23 protein-coding genes and 3 pseudogenes are annotated in these 19,694 nt (G+C 46.6%); 8 read left to right on the plus strand and 18 right to left on the minus strand.

The features are described 5' to 3' along the window. Positions 1-95 precede the first annotated feature (95 nt). Complete coding sequence (locus CHK_RS02020) at positions 96-338, minus strand: hypothetical protein (RefSeq protein ID WP_046442373.1); 243 nt, start codon at positions 336-338, stop codon at positions 96-98. A gap of 117 nt (positions 339-455) precedes the next feature. Between CHK_RS02020 and CHK_RS02025 the strand changes: the two genes are divergently transcribed. Then, positions 456-701 carry a helix-turn-helix domain-containing protein gene (locus CHK_RS02025; RefSeq protein ID WP_046442374.1) on the plus strand — a complete coding sequence of 82 codons (246 nt, stop codon included), beginning with the start codon at positions 456-458 and terminating at the stop codon, positions 699-701. A gap of 438 nt (positions 702-1,139) precedes the next feature. On the opposite strand, the pseudogene CHK_RS17085 reads toward CHK_RS02025, so the two are convergent. Beyond that, a pseudogene (locus CHK_RS17085) lies at positions 1,140-1,319 on the minus strand (IS110 family transposase); the annotation flags it as partial. Positions 1,320-1,344: 25 nt separating this feature from the next. Here CHK_RS17085 and CHK_RS16475 point away from each other — a divergent pair. Both CHK_RS16475 and CHK_RS15960 read left to right on the plus strand, forming a co-directional pair. After that, positions 1,345-1,878: a hypothetical protein gene (locus tag CHK_RS16475; RefSeq protein ID WP_046442375.1), complete on the plus strand. Its 534-nt coding sequence runs from the start codon at positions 1,345-1,347 to the stop codon at positions 1,876-1,878. Positions 1,879-1,957: 79 nt separating this feature from the next. After that, a protein-coding gene (locus tag CHK_RS15960) for an IS3 family transposase (RefSeq protein WP_082674857.1) occupies positions 1,958-3,150 on the plus strand; the annotation gives its coding sequence in 2 pieces (ribosomal slippage) (positions 1,958-2,024 and positions 2,024-3,150; 1,194 coding nt in all). Here the strand turns inward: CHK_RS15960 and CHK_RS17090 are convergent. From CHK_RS17090 to CHK_RS02090, 13 genes and pseudogenes are all read right to left on the minus strand, one after another. Continuing rightward, a pseudogene (locus tag CHK_RS17090) lies at positions 3,135-3,209 on the minus strand (TnpV protein); the annotation flags it as partial. The gene CHK_RS15960 and the pseudogene CHK_RS17090 overlap by 16 nt on opposite strands. Before the next feature lie 130 nt (positions 3,210-3,339). Then, entirely contained in the window at positions 3,340-3,501 is a 162-nt protein-coding gene (locus CHK_RS16480) for a hypothetical protein (protein ID WP_156415115.1), read from the minus strand. 80 nt (positions 3,502-3,581) lie between these two features. Beyond that, positions 3,582-3,707 carry a hypothetical protein gene (locus tag CHK_RS17095; RefSeq protein WP_407923516.1) on the minus strand — a complete coding sequence of 42 codons (126 nt, stop codon included), beginning with the start codon at positions 3,705-3,707 and terminating at the stop codon, positions 3,582-3,584. Between the two features lie 245 nt (positions 3,708-3,952). After that, entirely contained in the window at positions 3,953-4,549 is a 597-nt protein-coding gene (locus CHK_RS15460; protein WP_131925118.1) for a hypothetical protein, read from the minus strand. Between the two features lie 135 nt (positions 4,550-4,684). Continuing rightward, a complete protein-coding gene (locus CHK_RS15465; RefSeq protein ID WP_160295573.1) occupies positions 4,685-4,885 on the minus strand; it encodes a transposase in 201 nt (66 codons plus the stop codon). A 29-nt stretch (positions 4,886-4,914) separates the two neighbouring features. Beyond that, positions 4,915-5,511, minus strand: a complete 597-nt coding sequence (locus CHK_RS02055; RefSeq protein ID WP_197408919.1) for a radical SAM protein — start codon at positions 5,509-5,511, stop codon at positions 4,915-4,917. Positions 5,512-5,551: 40 nt separating this feature from the next. Next, positions 5,552-5,914 (minus strand): hypothetical protein, encoded by a 363-nt coding sequence (locus tag CHK_RS02060; protein WP_052740169.1) that lies wholly within the window; start codon positions 5,912-5,914, stop codon positions 5,552-5,554. Positions 5,915-5,975: 61 nt separating this feature from the next. Then, positions 5,976-6,296, minus strand: coding sequence for a hypothetical protein (locus CHK_RS02065; RefSeq protein ID WP_046442380.1), 321 nt, complete (start codon positions 6,294-6,296; stop codon positions 5,976-5,978). Positions 6,297-6,327: 31 nt separating this feature from the next. Beyond that, the gene (locus CHK_RS15470; protein WP_052740171.1) at positions 6,328-8,508 is read right to left on the minus strand and encodes a serine/threonine protein kinase; all 2,181 of its coding nucleotides are present in this window, start codon (positions 8,506-8,508) and stop codon (positions 6,328-6,330) included. Continuing rightward, positions 8,505-8,828, minus strand: coding sequence for a hypothetical protein (locus CHK_RS02075; protein WP_046442381.1), 324 nt, complete (start codon positions 8,826-8,828; stop codon positions 8,505-8,507). Before CHK_RS02075 ends, CHK_RS15470 begins: the two co-directional genes overlap by 4 nt. Positions 8,829-8,831: 3 nt before the next feature. Beyond that, complete coding sequence (locus CHK_RS02080) at positions 8,832-10,148, minus strand: trypsin-like peptidase domain-containing protein (protein WP_046442382.1); 1,317 nt, start codon at positions 10,146-10,148, stop codon at positions 8,832-8,834. After that, positions 10,120-11,079: a PP2C family protein-serine/threonine phosphatase gene (locus CHK_RS02085; protein WP_046442383.1), complete on the minus strand. Its 960-nt coding sequence runs from the start codon at positions 11,077-11,079 to the stop codon at positions 10,120-10,122. Before CHK_RS02085 ends, CHK_RS02080 begins: the two co-directional genes overlap by 29 nt. Positions 11,080-11,082: 3 nt before the next feature. Beyond that, positions 11,083-11,637 carry an FHA domain-containing protein gene (locus tag CHK_RS02090; RefSeq protein ID WP_046442384.1) on the minus strand — a complete coding sequence of 185 codons (555 nt, stop codon included), beginning with the start codon at positions 11,635-11,637 and terminating at the stop codon, positions 11,083-11,085. Between the two features lie 217 nt (positions 11,638-11,854). Between CHK_RS02090 and CHK_RS02095 the strand changes: the two genes are divergently transcribed. Further along, positions 11,855-13,291 (plus strand): response regulator transcription factor, encoded by a 1,437-nt coding sequence (locus tag CHK_RS02095; RefSeq protein WP_052740173.1) that lies wholly within the window; start codon positions 11,855-11,857, stop codon positions 13,289-13,291. Positions 13,292-13,775: 484 nt separating this feature from the next. Here the strand turns inward: CHK_RS02095 and bsh are convergent, their stop codons facing one another. Continuing rightward, a complete protein-coding gene (gene bsh, locus CHK_RS02100; RefSeq protein ID WP_046442386.1) occupies positions 13,776-14,753 on the minus strand; it encodes a choloylglycine hydrolase in 978 nt (325 codons plus the stop codon). A gap of 481 nt (positions 14,754-15,234) precedes the next feature. On the opposite strand from bsh, the pseudogene CHK_RS17100 reads away from it, so the two are divergent. Next, positions 15,235-15,423 (plus strand): annotated as a pseudogene (locus CHK_RS17100) (TetR/AcrR family transcriptional regulator); the annotation flags it as partial. A gap of 150 nt (positions 15,424-15,573) precedes the next feature. On the opposite strand, the gene CHK_RS02105 reads toward CHK_RS17100, so the two are convergent. After that, positions 15,574-16,707, minus strand: a complete 1,134-nt coding sequence (locus CHK_RS02105; protein WP_046442387.1) for a sensor histidine kinase — start codon at positions 16,705-16,707, stop codon at positions 15,574-15,576. Beyond that, positions 16,704-17,381: a response regulator transcription factor gene (locus CHK_RS02110; protein ID WP_046442388.1), complete on the minus strand. Its 678-nt coding sequence runs from the start codon at positions 17,379-17,381 to the stop codon at positions 16,704-16,706. Before CHK_RS02110 ends, CHK_RS02105 begins: the two co-directional genes overlap by 4 nt. A 141-nt stretch (positions 17,382-17,522) precedes the next feature. Here CHK_RS02110 and CHK_RS16485 point away from each other — a divergent pair, with 141 nt between their 5' ends. Genes CHK_RS16485 through CHK_RS02120 form a run of 3 tightly spaced genes read left to right on the plus strand, consistent with a single transcriptional unit; the run spans position 17,523 to position 19,550 of the window. Beyond that, positions 17,523-17,675 carry a CD1871A family CXXC motif-containing protein gene (locus CHK_RS16485; protein ID WP_162938984.1) on the plus strand — a complete coding sequence of 51 codons (153 nt, stop codon included), beginning with the start codon at positions 17,523-17,525 and terminating at the stop codon, positions 17,673-17,675. A 25-nt stretch (positions 17,676-17,700) separates the two neighbouring features. Next, positions 17,701-18,603 carry a 4Fe-4S binding protein gene (locus tag CHK_RS02115; protein ID WP_186858317.1) on the plus strand — a complete coding sequence of 301 codons (903 nt, stop codon included), beginning with the start codon at positions 17,701-17,703 and terminating at the stop codon, positions 18,601-18,603. Then, positions 18,600-19,550, plus strand: coding sequence for a TlpA disulfide reductase family protein (locus tag CHK_RS02120; protein ID WP_330379172.1), 951 nt, complete (start codon positions 18,600-18,602; stop codon positions 19,548-19,550). Before CHK_RS02115 ends, CHK_RS02120 begins: the two co-directional genes overlap by 4 nt. The last annotated feature ends 144 nt before the right edge of the window (positions 19,551-19,694 follow it).

Here is a 19,694-nt window from a genome sequence, read left to right on the forward strand (position 1 = left end):
CCTGCTCTATTTCTTAACAAAGGATAGTGTATTGGCATTTTCCGCTTTGTTAGGTGTACTTTCCGCTACGCTATCAACATTCGCCGGACGATTGCTCAATCAATAAATTCAGATTTTTCTTTATGGAAGCGCTTATCCAGACGGACATACTTTTGAATCGCATTACTGAGTTCTCTATTGACCTTTAATGCTATTTCATCTTCACAAAGATTTCTGGTGGGATCTGTTTTGATCTCTTCCGTGATCGCGGCTAATTCAGCGCGTTTCTGCTCCATACGTTCTTTTGCAGCAATCAATTGTTGCTCTAATTTTTTTCTATATTTTTCACTCGTATCCATTTATTTTATCCAATACCTATAAGAAAAGTTGATTTGACATTTTTATAATGTCATTTATGCTTCGAATATACCATATAATTTCAATATGACAAGATAATAATGTCAAAAGGAAATTAAATGGAAATACTGAAGCCGCCTATGGCACCGCGAAATTTATGCGGTCAAAATATTGCACGGTTGCGTAAGGCTATGATTCCAAAAGTCTCACAACGGGCATTAGCCGATAAAATGCAGCTATTGAATATTAATTTAGACAAAAACGCGATCCAACGTATTGAAGCAGGTTTACGCTTAGTAACAGATATTGAATTACACGCTTTTGCTCAAATTTTCAAAACAACAGCCGATGAATTATTAAAATAATTCGCTTTCTATAGCGGCTTATGCTTATTATAGGGAGTATCGTTGCTAAATACAAGAACATAAATATTAAAATTCCCGGCCACTCAATAAAAATTGAATGGTCGGGAATTTCCCATAAAACAAAAACGCGCGACGGTGCAGGCAAAAGCCTTTCCCTCGCGCGCAAAAATCTCATTGAAGAACAATCATAACGATTGTATAATGATATTTGTGGTCGCGGTGTCCCGTAAGGGATTGTTCGAGGGGGTGTCGGCACCTTTGAGCAGTGCACCGGAGTGTTCCAACACTTCGGGCCTGCCGCGATTTCATTTATGTAAGGGAAATTCCCTCCCTACGTTTTCATTGTATTGTGCAGTTTAGGTAAAACGAATAGAGAAAAAGGCAATACAAAACTGACTGGGGGTCTACGCCAGTTACAAATCATATAGAAAGTAAATGCTAGGCCAAAGAATATTGGCTGTTAAAGAATTCTTTGATCCTAGCATAGTAGATGCGCAAAAACTTATTGCATCCAGCAACCATGTATTTGTAATAAGGCTTTCCTTCCGCTCTTTTCTTATCGAGAAACTGGTACACAGCATCTTCCACGGGCGCGTTTTGCATCAGGCACGACATAATTCTTACATCTGCCGGATGTGGTATGATGGGGGAGATATTGAACGTTCTTGAAGAAGAACCGAAACCCACGAAAGAGCTGGAATCTACGGAATATTTAACTCAGGCGAGCAGAGAGCCGTATACTAGGCGATATTATTCTAGCGATGTCGAGCGTTTTGATGTCCCGCTTGGGGAACGCTCCAGGGTTTTTTTTGACAAGGATGCTTTTGTCATCGTATTTTTTGAATTCAAGGACATTATAAAAGCCCAATACACTGAAGAAAACGAAACGAGGCTTCTCGAGCTTTATGCGAAAATGAGGTCCGGCCTGCCGGATGTTAAAACGGACATTAGCCTTGCGAAGTATGATTATTACCTTGACGTCAATAATCAGAAAAATGCCGAATTCTACACCTCCAAAGAGGATATGTACAACAGTTATTCCGAAAATATTACGAAAAAAGCATTCATTTGTTTAAAACTATCTTCTCAACGGAATACGCGGATGCTTTCCGCGCACATATCGGAGATTGGCTTGCGGATATGTTTGCAACCAACAGCCGTATTGGAGCTATACTAAAAAAGCAGACACAAAAGTAAACAGTCTATTACGTAAACAGTCTATTACAATAAAAGAGACACAAAAAGGAGGTTCTTTCATGGCTGCAAATAACTTTAAAAAATACGATGATGATTTTAAAAAGTCTCTCGTATCTCTTTTCCAAATGGCAAAACACAGACCCAACTCTGTAAAGAGTACGGCGTTTCTCAATCCGCCCTTGGCAAGTGGATCAAGCAGTATTCTACCGTTCAGGTCGACGACGGTGAAGTCCTTACTGCCAAACAGGTTAAGGCTCTCCAAAAACGGAATGCCCAGCTCGAAGAAGAAAACCTTATCCTAAAAAAAAGCGATTGCCATATTCACGCCTCACTCAAACAACGATTAGACGCTGTCCACAGGCTCCGTTTTCAGCATCGTATTCAAATGCTTTGCCGTGTCCTGTTTGTCAATAGAAGCACTTACTACAAGCATTTTTATTCTTCTCCCGCTCCCCGTGTTTCTCTTAATCAGGATCTCCGGCGCCTTATCCTTACTATTTATGCTGATTATGACAAACGCCTTGGCGCCTATAAAATCCACCATGTCCTCCAGCGTGACTATGGCGTCCGCATCAGCGTTGGACGAGTGTATCGCCTGATGCGCTCTATGCATTTACCCAAAATGTCTACTGCTCACCCCAGACATTATTTCTGCCGTTCCGATGACAGCCTCTGTCCCGACCGTCTCCGGCAAAGCTTTACTCAAAATGCCCCTAATCTTGTTTGGGTGAGTGATATTACTTATCTGCGGGCTGGCGGAAAATGGTACTATCCCTGTGTTGTCATTGACCTTTTTCCCCGCAAGGTCATTGCTTGGCACCTGTCTTCCAAACAGGATGTGAAGCTTACGGTCACTGCTTTCCGCAAAGCTTATGCCGCCCGCAGCGCTCCCAAGGGGCTGATGTTCCACTCTGACCGTGGAACTCAATATACCGCTTTTGCTTTCCGTAGTCTTTTGGACTCCCTTAATATTGTTCAGTCTTTTTCCAAGAAAGGATATCCGGTTGACAATGCTGTATGTGAATCCTTTTTCAAATATCTGAAAAAGGAAGAAACTGACCGTAGAAGCTACTCGTCTTTTCACGATTTAAAGCTGGCTATTTTTTCCTATATTGAAGCCTTCTACAATGCCAAACGTCCCCATACTTCTCTTGGTTATTTGACTCCCGATGAAGCTGATGCTCGTTTCCCTAATTATTTTTCCTTTCTTCTGTCCACTCTATTGACTATACTTTACAGGCAGGGCAGATAATAGTCCCCCTGTAACTCATACCAAAGCCCGTTCTTCTTGTTGTAAATGTACTTGTCCATTGTATGTGCCTCCAAATAAAGATTTTTGCTTCAAAATCCGCTCCGCTATCTGTAAAACATCATTGTTTGAAATTTTGTCCCTATCTGGTTTCGCTTATCATTAACGCAAATACATTCTTTTAGACCTCCCCTATAGCTTGATACACTTTTTTGCGCGATAACGGCAGATATACCGTTCGCCGGATTCCTCCTGACGCTTGTGCCCATACATCGCCTCCACGATCCTGTCCGGTACTTCCACACATTCTTCTGTGTACCGCGGGTAGAAATCCCACATCTTTATCATAGCCATTGGCCTTTTTCTCTATTTCTTTTTTCTCAGGCGAAGTGATGATACTTAGAAAATCAAAGCAAAAAATAATGACATAGGAGTTATCCCAGATACCTTATCATGCGTTTGATGTTCAAGGCAGTAGCGGATAGGAGGCAATGGTCTTCTGCCGCTTCCTTACCTCGCCTTGTCAGGCGCTTTAAACTGTGTATCAACTCCTGCACCACAAAATTTCCCTCGCACCATATCTGTCTTAAATCTAAAACTCGTTTATGGGCAGGCGTGTCGTCTGTCTTCCGTTACTGACTCACCGCTTCTTCAAAGATATTTACCCGGATGCTCCGGCTATGTTGGCTACTGCTTACGCATTGCTCCAGTATCACGCAATCTCAACAATCTTTGCGGATCGCCCGATAGACCTTGCAGATATTGTAGCACTCTCGCTCCAGACTCTTCAATTTCAATATCCGGCTTATGGGCAAACAAAGTAATCATTCTCTTCATCATCGTATCGAAAATGTTCACGTTTTAGCTCTGCCTTGTATGTCTCACCGTCTGTTGATTTGGGTGTGTGCAGCCTGATTCCCATGCGCTTCATTTCGTGATAGATCAGGCTAGTTCCATAACTCGTGTCAGCTCCCGTGTCCTGAATATTTAATCCGATGTGGTTACACATATATTCCACACGCTCAAGGTACGGTTCCAAATCGTTTACATTTCCTGCCGTCACCGCCACGTCCACCACGATCCTATGTGCCGCGTCCATACTTTGGTGACGCAGGTAATGTATCCCCAAAGGTTTCCCCGGATGTCTCAGCATTCCCGCGTCCGGGTCGGTCATATTGTATTGATTGTTTTCTTCACCAATGCTGGTTTCCATTTCCCGTGCGGTACGCGCTGGGGCTTGATAACTTCCGACATTTCTGATATTCTCCGCTTCTTCGTATCGATCCAACCGTTTTATGTAATCGATGGTTTTACGTTCCACCAATACTTTGACATTCACTTTAAATGACGCATCCGCTTTTGCATGGGCGGAGTGGGGCAGAGTGATCTTTCCATCAACCAATCCTTTTTCTATGCATTGCCGCAAGATATGCTCAAGCAGGCGACAAAACAAATTTGTTCCATTAAGCGGGCTGCATCTGTTTTATGAAATCGTTGAATGATCCGGCACCCGCTCATCTGAATCCAGCCCCAGAAGTCAACGATAGGCCATATTTACCTGTATCTCCTGCTCGATGCGCCGCTTCGACTCTATGCCATGCAAGTATCCCACCAGCAAATACTTCCCCAACACCACCGGCTCAATACCAATACTCAGCCTGCCGTTGTCCGAGCTGTATAAAGCCCAGACTTCATCACAGATAAAACGGAAACCTACGTAAAGTAATCTTTGAATCATTTGATTCTGCATTGATTCGGTATGTTCATTTATTCTGCATTTAGCCTTCCCGGTTGCTTTATGACATACCGGAAAAATTCTAAGTTGGAGAACCCCATCTTTTGAAGTATATATGCGCTATTTTTTTGATCGTGTTCCGTATTATATTTAGGAATCAGGGGGACACGGATACGGACGCTTCCCATATCCATCGTATTCCGAAGTATGGCAAGATTCCTCTTCATTACTTCGGCATTCTGCCCTGTATAGCGTTCGTAGATTCTATTGTCCATGTCCTTTATGTCTATAATCATACTATCCGCTAGCTGCGCCGCGGTAATAACAGCTTCTGCCGGGGCATAAAGGGAAGTTTCTATATTTAGTTTCCATCCGGCAGGCATGAGTGTGCGGAACATCTTGATAAACTCCGGATAAAGCAATGGTTCTCCACCCCCAAACGTAATACCGCCGCCTGTTGCCAAAAAATACAGATTATCCTGCTTCACCTCATTCAACAGTTTTTCCGGCGTATATTCGCATTGATTCGTTTCTTGCTGCCGCGAATGCGGATTCAGACAATACTGACATCGGAGTAGACAGCCGTAGGCCGCAACAAGCGTCGTAACACCAATACCATCTGTTGTCATCCGATGACGCTCCAAAGTAATCGTTGGGAAAACCGTTTTTTTATTCGTTCTGTTCATTTATCAAGCTGTCCGCAGGGACTTCTCCCTCAAGCGACGTCCATTCTTCATCATCATAACTTTCTACGGGCGCGCAGCCTCTTTGAAACCGAGAGTCACTTTCGGTACAGCCGATACTACCCAACACCAGTCCTGTCGCCAGTGCGGCTATGGCGACACGTTTTCCCAACTTTTTACGCCATTCAAGTTGTTCTTCCAAATATCGCACTTCCGCTTCACAACGCGGACATGTGCCTCTACATTCACCCTGAAATTTACAATCCCTCGTTACATATTCGATTTCGTTCTCATCCGCTATTTTTTGCCGTATTTCCTTTAAAATCCTGCACTTATCTTTTCCGTTCATTTTCGTTTCCTCCATGTTTGTTTATCCGAAACAGCGGACAACCACATCTGCCTTATGATTTTTATTCTCTGGCTGTGGTGTTGAGTTCATTCTCAATATGCTGAATAATACTATCCCGCAAGAAGACGAGGGTGCGTCGCTGTCCTTCCTCCGTCAATTCCGGCGCAGGGTAGAGTATGGAAATATGTATGATAGAGGCATCCCCCTGTTCCGTCACCGCAAAAGCAAACTCACTCAAGTTATCAAATACGTTTATTTGCGCTTTGATATCTCCCACAAGTTCCTGATCATAAATACCATTTAGCTTATCTAATGTATCAAAGATCGCATAAACCGCCATACGCCGCGGGCAATTTACCGTTTGTTTGATGACCACTGCCATATCATAGCTCCTTTCCGTCCCTTGCGTCCGGTCAAACCGGACGCAGGGAAGACATTGCATCACGTCTGACACTATTTGCTGTCTCTACATTTGATTCCTGAACCCTGCTGGCAACGACATATATCTGCCCATTGATCTCTGCTGCGCCGAATGCAACGGAAGAAGATTGTAATGTTCCTTCCCACATTGTCCATTCAACGCCGCCCCATGTATCTATATATGGCTCGTTCAACGCTGCTCCCAAGTTTATGTGGGTGTTATAAAAGAAATTACTCGCTTCTTGTGCAGTCGCCGCAATTTCAGAAACATTTTCCACCTCTACAAATTGTGTTTCATCTCCTGCAAAAGGATATAGAGCGACGCACGATATAACCGGCCCATCGAATTCCACATTAACAATAGCCGGTTCTTCCTGTATATAATCTGCGCTATACAGGAATTTGAAGCCCAGCTCTTGGTTTGAATACAACCTGAACGTCGTATCGACAGGGCCTGTGATCATGAAAGTATCCATATATCCGCGAAGCGCTGCGTACGCTTCTTCATCATCTGCCGTACAAGCTCCCATGATATCATATAATCCAAAACCATTTTGCGTTTCAGCAAAAAGGAGTACCACGTCAATCTCTCCGCCTGTTTGCTTTGTTGCGCGGAGGTCGATCTGGTAGGCAGGCACGTCTCCTATTTGTTGCGGCCCCGCCGTTTTGATTTCATATCCTGTTGTCCCCATTTCCTCTGATGCCCACGCTGCGATCGTTTCTACATTGTTCTCGACATCGTTTATGGAATAACAAGCCATATAGGGCTGATAGAAGTATAGCTCAACGCCAAGAGCCATACGCGAATCCGGGCTCGTGAAAGCCCAGCTTTCCGGATCTTCCGTCCAGTCAGTCGGGACGGAGATTTCAGCGCCATAACCAGTAATATCATGGGTTGTCATCTCCATAGCCGGAGCGTCCGTTTCCGGTGTTGTCACCGGGGCGCTGCCCTCTGTGCTTGGCACGACCAATTCCTGTGTAGCGGCAGGGGCATTCGTTCCACCGTTAGAGGTTATAGGCGTGTTCTTCCCATTGTATACTCCCGCCGCAGGGAAAATCACCGCAAATACTAAAATAGCCGCGGCAGCTCCTACAATCATCCAACGTATCAACGGATTTGTTTTCATCAAATCCCAAAAGCCGCGTCTATCGTCCGCAGGAGCTATCGTCGAGGCGCGTTGCGTTACGCCTGCCGTTACGCGTTCCGTTACCGATACCGCTTTTTTACCGGACAGCGCATCGATAAACGCACGCATATTAGCATACCTATCCTCTGCCTTGATCGAGAGTGCCTTCAATATTGCATTTTCCATTGATGTAGGCAAGCTGATGCCCAACTCGGAGGGCTTTTTGATCGTATCGTTGTGAATGCGCTCGATTGAGTCCGGCGGCACTATTCCAGTTACACATCGGTAAAGCGTAGCCCCCATCGCATAGATATCCGTCCACGGCCCCTGATTTCCGTGGCTGGAATATTGCTCCTCCGGTGCATATCCATGTTTTAAGATAACAGATACGCTTTTGTTGTCTCCCACCGAAAACCGTGCCGCGCCGAAATCAAGCAATCTGCTTTCTCCTGATGCTGTAATGTAGATATTATCCGGGCTAATATCCCGGTGCATCAGATTCAGGGAGTGAACTTCGCACAGAGCCTCCATGACAGGGAGCAGGATTGCAAGCGCCTCAGTATAGGAAATACTGCCTCCATGCTCTGCAACATATTCTTTAAGGCTCATTCCCTCGATATATTCCATTACGAAATACGCAGTATTATTTTCCTTGAAATAATTTTGTACCGATACGATGTTAGGCAAATTTTGAAGTTTGGCCAGAATCCGCGCTTCATCCAAAAAGCGTTCCATTCCTGCCGCATATTCCTTTTCCACTCGCCCGGTTAGGGTAACCGTATATCCGTCTTTATACCTCGTCGCCATTCCTGACGGCATATATTCTTTGATTGCTACCTTAATTTCCAGCGTCAGGTCGTATCCAAGATAGGTAATCCCGAAGCCGCCTACTCCCAGCACCTTTCCCGTCATATATCGTCCGTTTAAAATTGTCCCGGGCGGCAATGCTAAAAACGGTTGCTCCTCTGTATCGTCATATCCGCAATATGGGCAGATGCCCGGCCCTTTTTCCCTGAAACAGCCGTAACATACCTTTTCCAGATTCATATTTTTTCCTCCATCATTTCTGCCAACACCCAAAGCCTGTCGTCAATATATCTCGCCCGTTCGATATGGCGCAGGACCATATATTTAAGCCAACGCTCCGCATCCGCAGCTTTCAGGAAGTCCAACTGCATTTCCATCGGCTCTACATAAAAACCTTCAGTACACATCAGCAGACCTTCGCCGGGTTTCAGATCCGGTACGCTTTCTTTTGCCGTGATCTCTCCATTCGTATTAAGGTGGTATATTTCTACGGCTTCACGGGAGGCGTCCACGCCGCCTGCCTCCCGTATTTTCCCATTTTCCAAGTAATATGCTGCCATTTTCTACTCCTTCGCAACAATAAATTTATTGGCATTGTTACACAGATAGAACGTATCTCCCGTTGCCAGCTTTTCAGCGACGGATGCAGGCAGTTTCTTTCCATTTCCAAGAAACGTTCCGTAGGAAGATCCGTTGTCCATCAACAGAAAATAATCCCCAGCCGCATCATAGGAAACTTGGCAGTGATTCCCACTGATCCCCGGCGTACTCTTATCGAACACGATATTACAAAGGTTTGGATCGCGTCCAAGCGTAACCTTTCCTTTGGAGAGATCAAAACTCTGTCCGGCATATTTTCCAGTTACGCCGCGCAATACCGGTTTTTTACCTCCCGGATTCTTTGCCGGCTTTCCAACAGAAGCGCCTCCGGTGGCTTTTGCCGCTGACATAACCGGTGTTTTCTTTCTATCCGAAATCAACAGCATGATTCCAAGAATCAGCGCTATACCGCCAATCGGGGCAAAGGTATAGAGCATCCAGTTTTTTTCACCCATCAGCGTGTATTCGATACGTTCTTCATCTAAAATACGGATTAGCTGATCCGCAACGCTGGCGTAGTTGACGCTGGTGTTAATATTTACCGATTGCTCCTCCGTGCCAATCTGAGTTACGAGTCCCGACGTGTTTACACCAATCACATTGCCGGCAGCGTCCACCAGAGGTCCACCGGAATTGCCCGGATTGATGTCTACGTTCATCTGGAACGCTTCGTAGCCCGTTCCCGAAACCGACGCACGCTTACTGATAACACCGTCTGTTATGGTAACGTCGTCGATATCATAGCGGATATTCTCTGCCAGTGTATCCGATACACCCGGAAATCCCAGAGCATAAGCTGTTTCGCCCGGTTGCACAGTATCAGACGGCCTGATGGGAAGCGGGATGCGTTTGTCTGTCGGGCTTGGAACTTTCAAAATAGCGATATCCTTTTCCTCCGGACCGGAATAATATACAACCTGCGCATCTACAAAATCATTCTCGGCGCCGGAATAAACTACCGTTACCTTCCCGCTATACGACGGATCTTGTTTGGGAACGATATACGCATACTGCACCACATGCCCGTTTGTTACAAAATATTCCACGGGCTCTCCCGGTTTGCCGACAGCCCAGCATGTTCCGCTTCCAGCCGCAACAGGGCTGCCGGAAACGTCATATAATACCTGCTGCACATAGGCCACGCCATTACGCGCTTGAGCAGGTGTCATGCCCATGCTGCCGGCAGCAGATATTCCGCACAATACACAGCTTATCGCGAAAACGCAGAACAAGGCGATTGCCATAATTTTTTTAGTCGATATTTTCTTTTTCGTTTCCATCTTTATATTCCTCCGTTGTTTTTCCGTGATACCTGACGGCTATCACCGTATAATTATCTTGATTTGGGATATCTGCTGAAAGAATACCCCTTTCCAGCTTTTTGCAACATTCTTCGGACGAAAGAGCCATCGCTTCCCGAATCTGCGTCAATGTCAGCGTATCGCTTACGCCGTCCGAGCAAAGCAGTAGCGCGTCTTCCGGCCTAAGCAGCAACGGTATGCGGTTATGTTCACACACTACGGTTTCCTTTCCAATATATTCGGAAAGCGCTGCAGCCTGTGGATCTATAAACGCCTCTTCTGGCGGAAAAGCTCCTTCTAATGCACGGATCAAAAGGTCATTCTTATATTCCTGTCTCATATTCAGTGCGTAGAGCTTTCCTTCGCGCAGCAAAAAAAGGTCGCTGTCACCCACGCACCAGAAAGACAAGGTTCCACCTTTAACCAACGCCGCGACGAGCGTCGTACCTCCATGTCCACGGAACTGACGATAAACATGGGAACTTAGCCTGTTGATTTTCTCTTCCGGTTCGTTGCAATCTTGCCACGGGAACATACTCAATAGCCCGGCCACAACATGCCTGGCAATCATGCCGCCTTCGGCCATACCGCCCATACCATCGCATAGCACCGCAAGCAGCCCGTTTTCCTCATAATTTTTCAACAGGCTTGCACCGAAAGCGTCCTGCTGCTCCTCCCGTTTTCCAAGCCCCTGAAGGTTAGCGATTTCAAGAGCGGGCTTTACCTTTGGCTTCTCCGTAACAGAAGCCGTTCTCCGCTCTATTCTTTTTGTTTTTTTCTGTTTGCGCTTCCTGTTCAGGAAAGCTAAAAGGATGATAACGGCGAGAGCGCATGCCGCGACAAGCATCCATAGCCGAAAAGAGCCGTCCTCCGTCAGAGGCGTATTCAGCCATGCAATTATATTTTCCATTGATCAATCCTCATTCTGCTCTTCGTCGTCCCAGCGGAAATTTTCACCGCATAGCGGCAGGAACAGCAGGCGGCTTTTTCCGACTTCTATAATATCGTATGCATGGAGAGGTTTGGCTACTTCAACCTGCTCGTCGTTGCAGTAGGTGATCCCACGCCCCTGACCGGGAGAAAGCGTAAAACGGTTATGCTTCGCGTCGTATGATACAAGCGCATGACTTTCGCGGGAAACTGTGTCGTCGTCTGTCAGCGACACGTCCATAGCAGAAGCCCGGCCAATAAAGTTTCTCCCAGCGCACAGCTTGAAATCTTCGCCGCGATGCGAGCCTTTGATGCAGATCAGAAAGCCGACCGCCGGGTCGATCCCGATTTTTTTCTGAATGATACCTACTGTTTTTCCACGATCGACATCTCCTGCGCCGTATCCGGGTACTGCGGCTACCGTTTTCCCGATAGCGCCCGCAGCTACCGTTTTTCCTACTCCTGCGCCTTCCTGACAATATGGACAGGAATCAAATCTTGTCTCATCATAAAAATGGCCATTGTCGCACTGTTTCATTTTTCCCTCCTAAAATATTGGTTTTGTCGTTTGAATATCTTAAAAAATGCTTTCCCTTATTATTGCTTTTCGTAGGATGAGATGGTAGACCACATGAGCGCCAAACTATCAAAAGTATGTGGCACAACAGCGCCAAACTGTTTTCAGACGGTAGGAATCAACTGAATTTCAATGTATAATAAATGATGTAGATATGATATTGACAAGGAATCGAAGTATGTGGAATGAAACAAAAACGGAACTGGGAAAACCAGCGTCGCTGACCGCCGTACTGATGATGGCTATTTTTACTTTTGTATTTTTGGGCGCGGAATATTTGTATGTCGATATGGTTTCTCTTTTGGCAAAGCCGTCAGAGGCTGTTAACGCACAAAATTACATATTGGGAGTAAGCGCAGCCGGTTTTTTCGTTTATCCATTTCTCGACCGCTTGGTCAAAAAAACATACCGAATCATTTTTCTGTTTATTGGAGTAGTGACATCAGTCGTATGTATCTTTGTGATCCAGCAGTGCGTCTCTTACTTTACAACGTTGATATTCGGAAGCATTTTATTCTTGCTGCTTGGTATATTCAGCGGCAAGGTCTACGATATGGCCGCCCGTGCAATAGGGGAAAACAATTGCCTTGCCCGTTTGATAGGGATATCGTATGCGCTTGGAATACTGATTCAGTTTATCAATAACAATCTAATTAACGCGGAATTGGCAGCGGCGATTGTGCTTTCTGCTCTTTTAAGTATTCTTGCCTTGCTGTTTATGAAGGCAGAGCGGGCGCGCAGGGAACCCGTTGCTTCGCGAGAGAACGAGCAGGTTGTTTCTCCGATACGGGTAACAGGCAGGCTTACGACCGGTATTCTTCTCGCCCTGTTAGTCGCGCTGATGGCATGCATTTTTAGTACGCTCGATAATGCGGTTACGCTTGAGCACGCGGCAGGTACGGACATCGGACAATGGCCGCGCCTTCTTCTGGCGGTAAGCGGGCTTACGGCAGGTTTTCTGTTTGATTTGAAAAACAGGAAATATATGCCTATCATGATGTACTGCATCATGTTGATGTCAGTCATGTGTATCGTATTTCTTAAATTCGGTATTCCATTCTTGGGCGGATTATTTATATTCTACTTGTCTTCTGGTTTTTTCGTCGTCTTCTTTACCGCCGGTTTTATGGAGCTTTCACGCTATATGAGGATTCCGGCACTGTGGGCCGGTATGGGCCGTACCGCAAATAATATCAGTGCTGTTTTGATTACTAATTTTTCGGTTGCGCTGCTGGTTTCAGATGATCGCTTTGCAACGGTTATCGCTGCGCTGGTTTTGTTTATGGCTGTCAGCGTTGTAATGTTTGTCTATATAAACCGCAGGAATAACGTGATAAAGAATACATTGGCGGATAAATCCATAAATAAAAGCCGGGGAGAATACTCTCAAAAATTTGCAGAATCCTTTTCGCTGACGCAGAGAGAGCATGAAGTATTTGAGCGGTTGATTTCTACCGAAGAGAGTGTGCAGGAAATGGCGGATGCCCTTTATATGTCGCGTCGTACCTTGCAGCGATATATTGCGTCGATTTATGAAAAAACGGGGACGAAGTCCCGGCTAGGCCTATACCGGCTTTATGTCGATTATGTGGCAGAGCCACAAATCTACGAATGAAATCTCTCTATGCTCAAAGCATAGTTTCAACATTTCGTTTATAAAGAAAACAAAAAATATCTCCACTGTCGTAGCAATACTTAAAGCCCCGATAATTTGTCAGAGTGCCATTTGTATGAAGTGATAAATCGAGCAGTCTTCGCCGCTGCAATCATGTCCCGCGTGAAGGAGTGGTACACCAAAAAAAGAATAACGAAAAACATCGCAACGGCTATTTTACATTTTCTGTTCTTCATAATCCGTGCCATAAGATAACCTTAACTCTTAATTCAGTACCTGCTTATTCTACACTTGTTATTTGCCATTACTGCAACGCAGGAATGCTCCTATTTCAAGCACAAATAGGCTGCCCCGACTTTCATTCTGAGGCAGCCTGTTCAAATTCAAAATATTAGAAAATTTTTAGATATACCACTATCTCGCACCTAAAAGAATAATATAAAAGCCATGCAAAGATTATTTACAAAACTTATGTTTAAGGGCATTAGTAATTCCGATAGTTAATCTGCTGTTCTTTCATAAGCGGATAGCTTATTATAGTATTTCCGTCCAGATTTTCTTTATACATATCAACTGCTGTGATCTGGTTGTTTTCATAAGTTGTATAGTAATAAATTCCCTTGTCCATGTTACAGCAGGAAGAATAAATTGTTATTTCATATTTATCTTCACCAAGATGTACGCAGCCTCGTTGCTGCTCTACCGAGCCAAGAATGTGAAAAAACTGGCTGATACTTTCCGATTCCGAATCACCGGAAACCGAGTTCATTTTTGTAAACGCCGCTTTCACGAATCTCGATGCGGATGATAAATCTCCGGGAAGGCCTATCGCCCCCATACCCCGGCTATACTGTTCAAGTTCCAATTCGGCAGCAAATGTGTTTGCAGGAGGTTCTTTCGATAAATGCATATAATTATTGAGATTAAACATCTGATAGTCAAAGGTAGGATTATTTGTCAGAACTCCTACAGGGTTTTCGAAAACTTTCAAACCATCTTTTGTTGATTCTACTACAATAGAATCTCGCTGGTCAGAAATCATCCAATGTAATGGAGAAAGCGGCAGCTCTTCACTAAAGTTCAAATTTACCAAGTTAATCTGTTCTAAGAGAATTCTTGCTTCACTCACACTTGCACATTGACCAAGAATCCAGGGAATAAATTCAAAAGGAGCAATATTATCGCATTTTTCCTTAGCTTCTTTATAGTCTGCATTATCTGGAAAATTCAGCCCCGCCATACTAAGGCCCTTTTCATTTGTTGCATCGTAATAGAGTGGAAATCCATCCACTATATAAGCCATCCCTATCATTGCATAATGATGATTGAGCACTTTTCCATTACGAAAATGAAACGGATAATATTTTGGTGTAACCGTTACTGTTTCATTATAAGAAAATTCCAGATCCAGATTTCTTCCAAAATAGTGATCCTTTGTATAATACGTTATTGCTGTACACATTTGTATCGCCTCCTCAATAACCTTTTACTACAACATGTTCGATCCTTTTAGATCTATTGTAAATTCTGGAATAACCTATGCTCTATCTAAATATATTTTATAAACGCTTTATAATTATTTAAACTGTCACGCAAATGAAAATAATCGACATATTTTGCAATAGCTTTTCCAATACAATATTAAATTTTTCTATATTATTTATTATTTGTCCTCCAAAATAATCTATACGAATTGTTTGATGAGGACAAGCTGTTAATTCAAATTATAGAGTCGATTTAAAAAGGGCTATTTTCTTTTGCATGTGTAATTTTTAGATAAGGGCGTGGGGAAATTTTTAGGCACTATTATGAGACATTTCATACTCAAAATCTTGACAATAAAGATCAAGATAACAACATTACGGGGAGGAAGTTATATTGATTACAGAATATGATAAAACACATGGCGATACCCTTAAAAGTGCCAAAAAGAATTCTTAGAATATAGTTTTACCGGAGTATCCTTGCGCCAGATCATGGCCGGTGCTAGCCTTACAACAGGTGCCCTTTATCGGTATTTCAAAGATAAGGATGATTTGTTTTCGGTACTTGCCCTTCCAGTGTGTAAAGCCTTTTTAGAGCAGTACGTTTTAGTTGGCGACAGATTATCTGGGAAAGCTCGATCAATCTGAAATAGAAACAAAGAGGCCCTTGGGTAGGGGCCGCCAAAGGATAAAATGTGATCACCGTGCTATTCGGTGTCTCCTTAAGGAAACTGCCATAGCTGATTGGCTCTTATAAGGCTAGATCAAACCACTTGTTTAATGGGGAGTTTTGATTTATTACGCTGGGACTTCCACAGCAATGGCGGTTCCTTCCTCTGTGCTCTTCTCGACCCATACGGAACCGCCATGGAGATTGGCAATCTCCCATGCTAGCGACAGCCCCAGCCCTGCGCCGCCGTATTCCCTGCTACGGGACTTATCTACCCGGAAGAAGGGCTGGAAGATACTCTGCTGGTATTCTTTCGGGATGCCGCAACCGGTATCCGTGATGCGGATGAGAAGGCGCTTTTCCTCCTGGGATATGGAAATGCGCACTGCGCCTCCGGGACGGTCGTACTTGATGGCGTTTTCCGTCAGGTTGAAAAGCATTCGGTAGATCAGCGTGCCGTTGCCGGTCATGGTGCCGTCGCCCTTTCGCTCCAGCATGATATCGTTTTTTTCCGCCAGCGGCGCAAGATCCGCGAAGATCTCCTCGATCATCGGTCCCAGCTGGATTTGGTCGGTACGCGCTACTGTTTGAAGGTCGCTCATTTCCAGTAGCGTTTTTGTCATCTGCGCCAGCCGCTCCGTCTGCTCCTGCAGCAGGGAGAGAAATTCCGCCGTCTCTGGCAGCACATCGGGATGCTCCGCGGAAAACAGCTCCAGCTGCGCCTGCATCAGCGCCAGCGGCGTGCGTAGCTCGTGGGCGGCGTTGCCGATGAACTGCCGTTGAGCGGCAAAGGCGTTGTTCAGCCGCTCCAGCATCTGGTTGAAGGAGTGACTCAGCTGCCGAAACTCCGGCAGAACATCCTCATTGATTCTCATATCCGCCAGATTATTCAGCTGCACCTTCTCCACCTGAGAAGCGAAGCTGCGCAGGGGTTTGAGGGCGCGCCCGCTGACAAAATAGGCCAGAATGCCGCTGAGCAGTGTCACCACAGCCGTGATGTACCAGTTGGTCGTACGAAAACGCCCCTGTGCTCCATTGACAACGATGGTCAGATCCTCGTCAGGCGTTATGAGCTGCGGATCAAAGCTCTCTGCCCCTTCACCGTTCATAATAACAGTGCCGCCGCCCTGCAGGGTGTCTGCGATCGTGTCCATATAGTACACACCGGAGGAGCAGAGCAGCAGATTCATGGCGACGCAGGTGATGCCGATAAGCAGGACGGTCATCAGGGTGATGCGCCATTGCAAAGATATCTTCCTCATGTCTCCTCGCCTCCCATCAGATAGCCCTCGCCGATACGGTTGCGGATGGGGTCGTAACCCAGGGCGACCCGGAGCTTTTTGCGCAGGGCGGAGATATGTACCCGAATGGAGTTGCTGAAGCTGTCCACGCTGTTGTCCCAGACATGATCCATCAGCTCCTCCTGACTCACAGGCCGCCCCTGGTGCACCATCAGATATTCCAGAATGCCCGTTTCCTTGCGGGTCAGCGTCAATGTCTGCCCGTTGACGGAAGCGGTGCGGGAGCGCGTGTCAAAGGTCAAGGCTCCGCAGGTCAACAGCACATCCTGCTGGGTGAACTGCCGCAGAGTCAGGCTGCGAATGCGGGCCTCCAGCTCGGCTAAGTGAAAGGGCTTTGCCAGATAGTCGTTGGCGCCCGCATCCAGCCCCTCCACCTTGTCCTCCACCTCGCTGCGGGCGGAGAGGATCAGCACCCTCGTCTCCCGGTCTGTCTGCCGCAGGGTGCGCAGCACCGTCATGCCGTCCTTCCCCGGCAGGTTCAGATCCAGCAGGATGAGATCGTATTTTTCAACGGCGATCAGCTCCAGCGCCTTCTCCCCGTCGTAGCAGTAATCTACGCTGTAGGCCAGCCGCCGCAGGCTGCGGACGATGGTCTCGCACAGGGCGCGTTCATCTTCAATTACTAAAAGGTGCATGAGAGCCCTCCTTTTTATTCTTCATTTTCATGTTGTTCTTAAATTATAGCAAAAACAGATAAGGTTTGCGTTAAATTTTCGTTCTTAACAGGGGTTTTAACTTTCTCGCGTTATGATGGTGGCAGAAAAAACGAAAGGGTGATGGAATTGAGTCATGTAAAAAAGACTGCGGCGCAGGCCTTGCTGCTGGTTGCGGGAATCGCCATGCTGTGCTTCGGCGTATGGCGCGGCGAGGCGGCGGCGGTGCTGAGCAAAGCAATCAAATTATGTCTGGAGTGTGTGGGCATTGGGTAAGAAGTTTTCGGGCGTGTCACAGACTATGTCCCGCTTCCGGGGCTGGATACAGGCGGGGGCAACTTTATTGACCAACCTGCACCTGCCGAATTTCCTCAGGGGTGGACTGTATCAGGGCGCAGGGAAAACCGTCTGTGTGCCGGGGTTGAACTGCTACTCCTGCCCGGCGGCCTCCGGCGCTTGCCCCATCGGGGCGTTTCAGGCGGTGGTAGGGTCTTCCAAGTTCAGCTTCTCCTATTATATCACAGGCTTCCTCATTTTGCTGGGAGTCCTGCTGGGACGCTTTATCTGCGGTTTTCTGTGTCCCTTCGGCTGGTTTCAGGAGCTGCTGCACAAGATTCCCACGAAGAAGCTGTCCACGAAAAGGCTGAAGCCGCTGCGATACCTCAAGTACGCCGTTTTGCTGGTGATGGTTTTGCTGCTGCCGGCGTTCCTTGTGAACGATGTGGGCATGGGCGACCCTTTCTTCTGCAAATACCTCTGCCCGCAGGGCGTGCTGGAGGGGGCCATTCCGCTGTCCCTTGCCAATTCCGGCATTCGGGCGGCGCTGGGCAGCCTGTTTACATGGAAGTTCAGCATCCTGCTGGCGGTGATTGCGCTGAGTATCGTATTCTACCGTCCCTTCTGCAAGTGGCTCTGCCCGCTGGGTGCGTTCTACGCGCTGTTCAACAGGGTGTCCCTGTTCCAGATGAAGGTGGACAAAAACAAGTGCGTCTCCTGCGGAAAATGCGCCAGAGCCTGCAAAATGGATGTGGATGTGACAAAGACGCCCAACCATACAGAGTGCATTCGCTGCGGGATGTGCGTCCGAGCCTGTCCGACCAACGCCGTGTGCTTCCGCTACGGCTTCGGAGACGGTAAAGATAAAACAAAGGCGGCAGAACAGCCGCAGAAAAACAACAATAACAAGGAGGAACAAAACGGATGAATAGAATGAATACTGCCGGCCGATTGCTGGCGCTGTTGCTTCTCGCACTGATGGTGCTGTCTCTGGCAGCCTGCGGCGCAAAGGGCGGCGACAAAATGGATGGGATAAGCAATGAGCCGAAGAACGCCGAGGAAGCGGCTGCCATGCACAAAGATCTGATGGCACAGGAAAATGCCATTCTCTCGGAGAACACAGCGCTTTGGGAAAAGGTATTCATGGCGGCCGACAAGGGCATGACCATGCAGGAAGACGGCAAAAACTACGGTGATTTCCTGCTCAGTACAATCGAATCCGCCAAGGATCAGTTTACGGCGGATGAGCTGAAACTGCTTCAGGAAGAAGCGGAGAAGATCCGCGACATCGAAAACAAGCTGACCATGATTGAGAAAAAATACCCCGAGGCGGCACAGCAATCCATGGATGGCGCCATGAGTATGCCTGCGGGCAGCGACATAACCACGCCGCCCGATGACGGCAGTATGCAGAAGTTCCCTGCATTTGAGGGCAAAGACTTGGATGGGAACATGGTGAAGAGCGATGAGCTGTTCTCCGGCAACGCCGTCACCGTAGTGAATTTCTGGTTTACCACCTGCAATCCCTGCGTGGGCGAGCTTGCCGAGTTGGATGCGCTGAACAAGGAGCTTGCTGAGAAGGGCGGCGCGCTCATCGGTGTCAACACCTTCACACTGGACGGCGACAAAGCGGCAATTTCTGAGGCGAAAGATGTACTGGCCAAGAAAGGTGCGACCTATCAGAATGTGTATTTCGCTTCCGACGGCGAGGCGGGAAAGTTTACCACGAACATCTTTGCTTATCCCACCACCTATGTGGTTGACCGCAACGGCAACATCGTGGGAGAGCCCATCACAGGTGCCATCACGGAAAAAAAGCAGGCGGAGACGCTGCAAAAGCTCATCGACCAGGCTCTTGCCGCCGATATGGGCTGACAAACGAATTTATCTCCTCAGACCTGCAAAGAAAAGTCAAGGCGGAAATGAATAAAAAATGAAAGGTAAAAAATGGAACATCAAATAAAACCACCCTGAAATAAGCCGGTAAGCCAAGCAAAAAGAATATGTGGGCTACTGAAC

The organism is Christensenella hongkongensis, assembly GCF_000981035.1.
Taxonomy (GTDB): Bacteria; Bacillota; Clostridia; order Christensenellales; family Christensenellaceae; genus Christensenella; species Christensenella hongkongensis.

Coding starts and splice junctions, on each gene's coding strand:
- CHK_RS02080 (WP_046442382.1), bottom strand. CDS start 10,148: ATGGAAACGAAAAAGAAAATATCGACTAAAAAAATTATGGCAATCGCC.
- bsh (WP_046442386.1), bottom strand. CDS start 14,753: ATGTGTACAGCAATAACGTATTATACAAAGGATCACTATTTTGGAAGA.
- CHK_RS02025 (WP_046442374.1), top strand. CDS start 456: ATGGAAATACTGAAGCCGCCTATGGCACCGCGAAATTTATGCGGTCAA.
- CHK_RS15465 (WP_160295573.1), bottom strand. CDS start 4,885: ATGATTCAAAGATTACTTTACGTAGGTTTCCGTTTTATCTGTGATGAA.
- CHK_RS16485 (WP_162938984.1), top strand. CDS start 17,523: ATGGAATTGAGTCATGTAAAAAAGACTGCGGCGCAGGCCTTGCTGCTG.
- CHK_RS02105 (WP_046442387.1), bottom strand. CDS start 16,707: ATGAGGAAGATATCTTTGCAATGGCGCATCACCCTGATGACCGTCCTG.
- CHK_RS02060 (WP_052740169.1), bottom strand. CDS start 5,914: ATGAACGGAAAAGATAAGTGCAGGATTTTAAAGGAAATACGGCAAAAA.
- CHK_RS02065 (WP_046442380.1), bottom strand. CDS start 6,296: ATGGCAGTGGTCATCAAACAAACGGTAAATTGCCCGCGGCGTATGGCG.
- CHK_RS02120 (WP_330379172.1), top strand. CDS start 18,600: ATGAATAGAATGAATACTGCCGGCCGATTGCTGGCGCTGTTGCTTCTC.
- CHK_RS02095 (WP_052740173.1), top strand. CDS start 11,855: ATGTGGAATGAAACAAAAACGGAACTGGGAAAACCAGCGTCGCTGACC.
- CHK_RS16480 (WP_156415115.1), bottom strand. CDS start 3,501: ATGGCTATGATAAAGATGTGGGATTTCTACCCGCGGTACACAGAAGAA.
- CHK_RS02110 (WP_046442388.1), bottom strand. CDS start 17,381: ATGCACCTTTTAGTAATTGAAGATGAACGCGCCCTGTGCGAGACCATC.
- CHK_RS02055 (WP_197408919.1), bottom strand. CDS start 5,511: ATGACAACAGATGGTATTGGTGTTACGACGCTTGTTGCGGCCTACGGC.
- CHK_RS02075 (WP_046442381.1), bottom strand. CDS start 8,828: ATGGCAGCATATTACTTGGAAAATGGGAAAATACGGGAGGCAGGCGGC.
- CHK_RS15470 (WP_052740171.1), bottom strand. CDS start 8,508: ATGAATCTGGAAAAGGTATGTTACGGCTGTTTCAGGGAAAAAGGGCCG.
- CHK_RS02090 (WP_046442384.1), bottom strand. CDS start 11,637: ATGAAACAGTGCGACAATGGCCATTTTTATGATGAGACAAGATTTGAT.
- CHK_RS02020 (WP_046442373.1), bottom strand. CDS start 338: ATGGATACGAGTGAAAAATATAGAAAAAAATTAGAGCAACAATTGATT.
- CHK_RS02115 (WP_186858317.1), top strand. CDS start 17,701: ATGTCCCGCTTCCGGGGCTGGATACAGGCGGGGGCAACTTTATTGACC.
- CHK_RS02085 (WP_046442383.1), bottom strand. CDS start 11,079: ATGGAAAATATAATTGCATGGCTGAATACGCCTCTGACGGAGGACGGC.
- CHK_RS16475 (WP_046442375.1), top strand. CDS start 1,345: ATGGGGGAGATATTGAACGTTCTTGAAGAAGAACCGAAACCCACGAAA.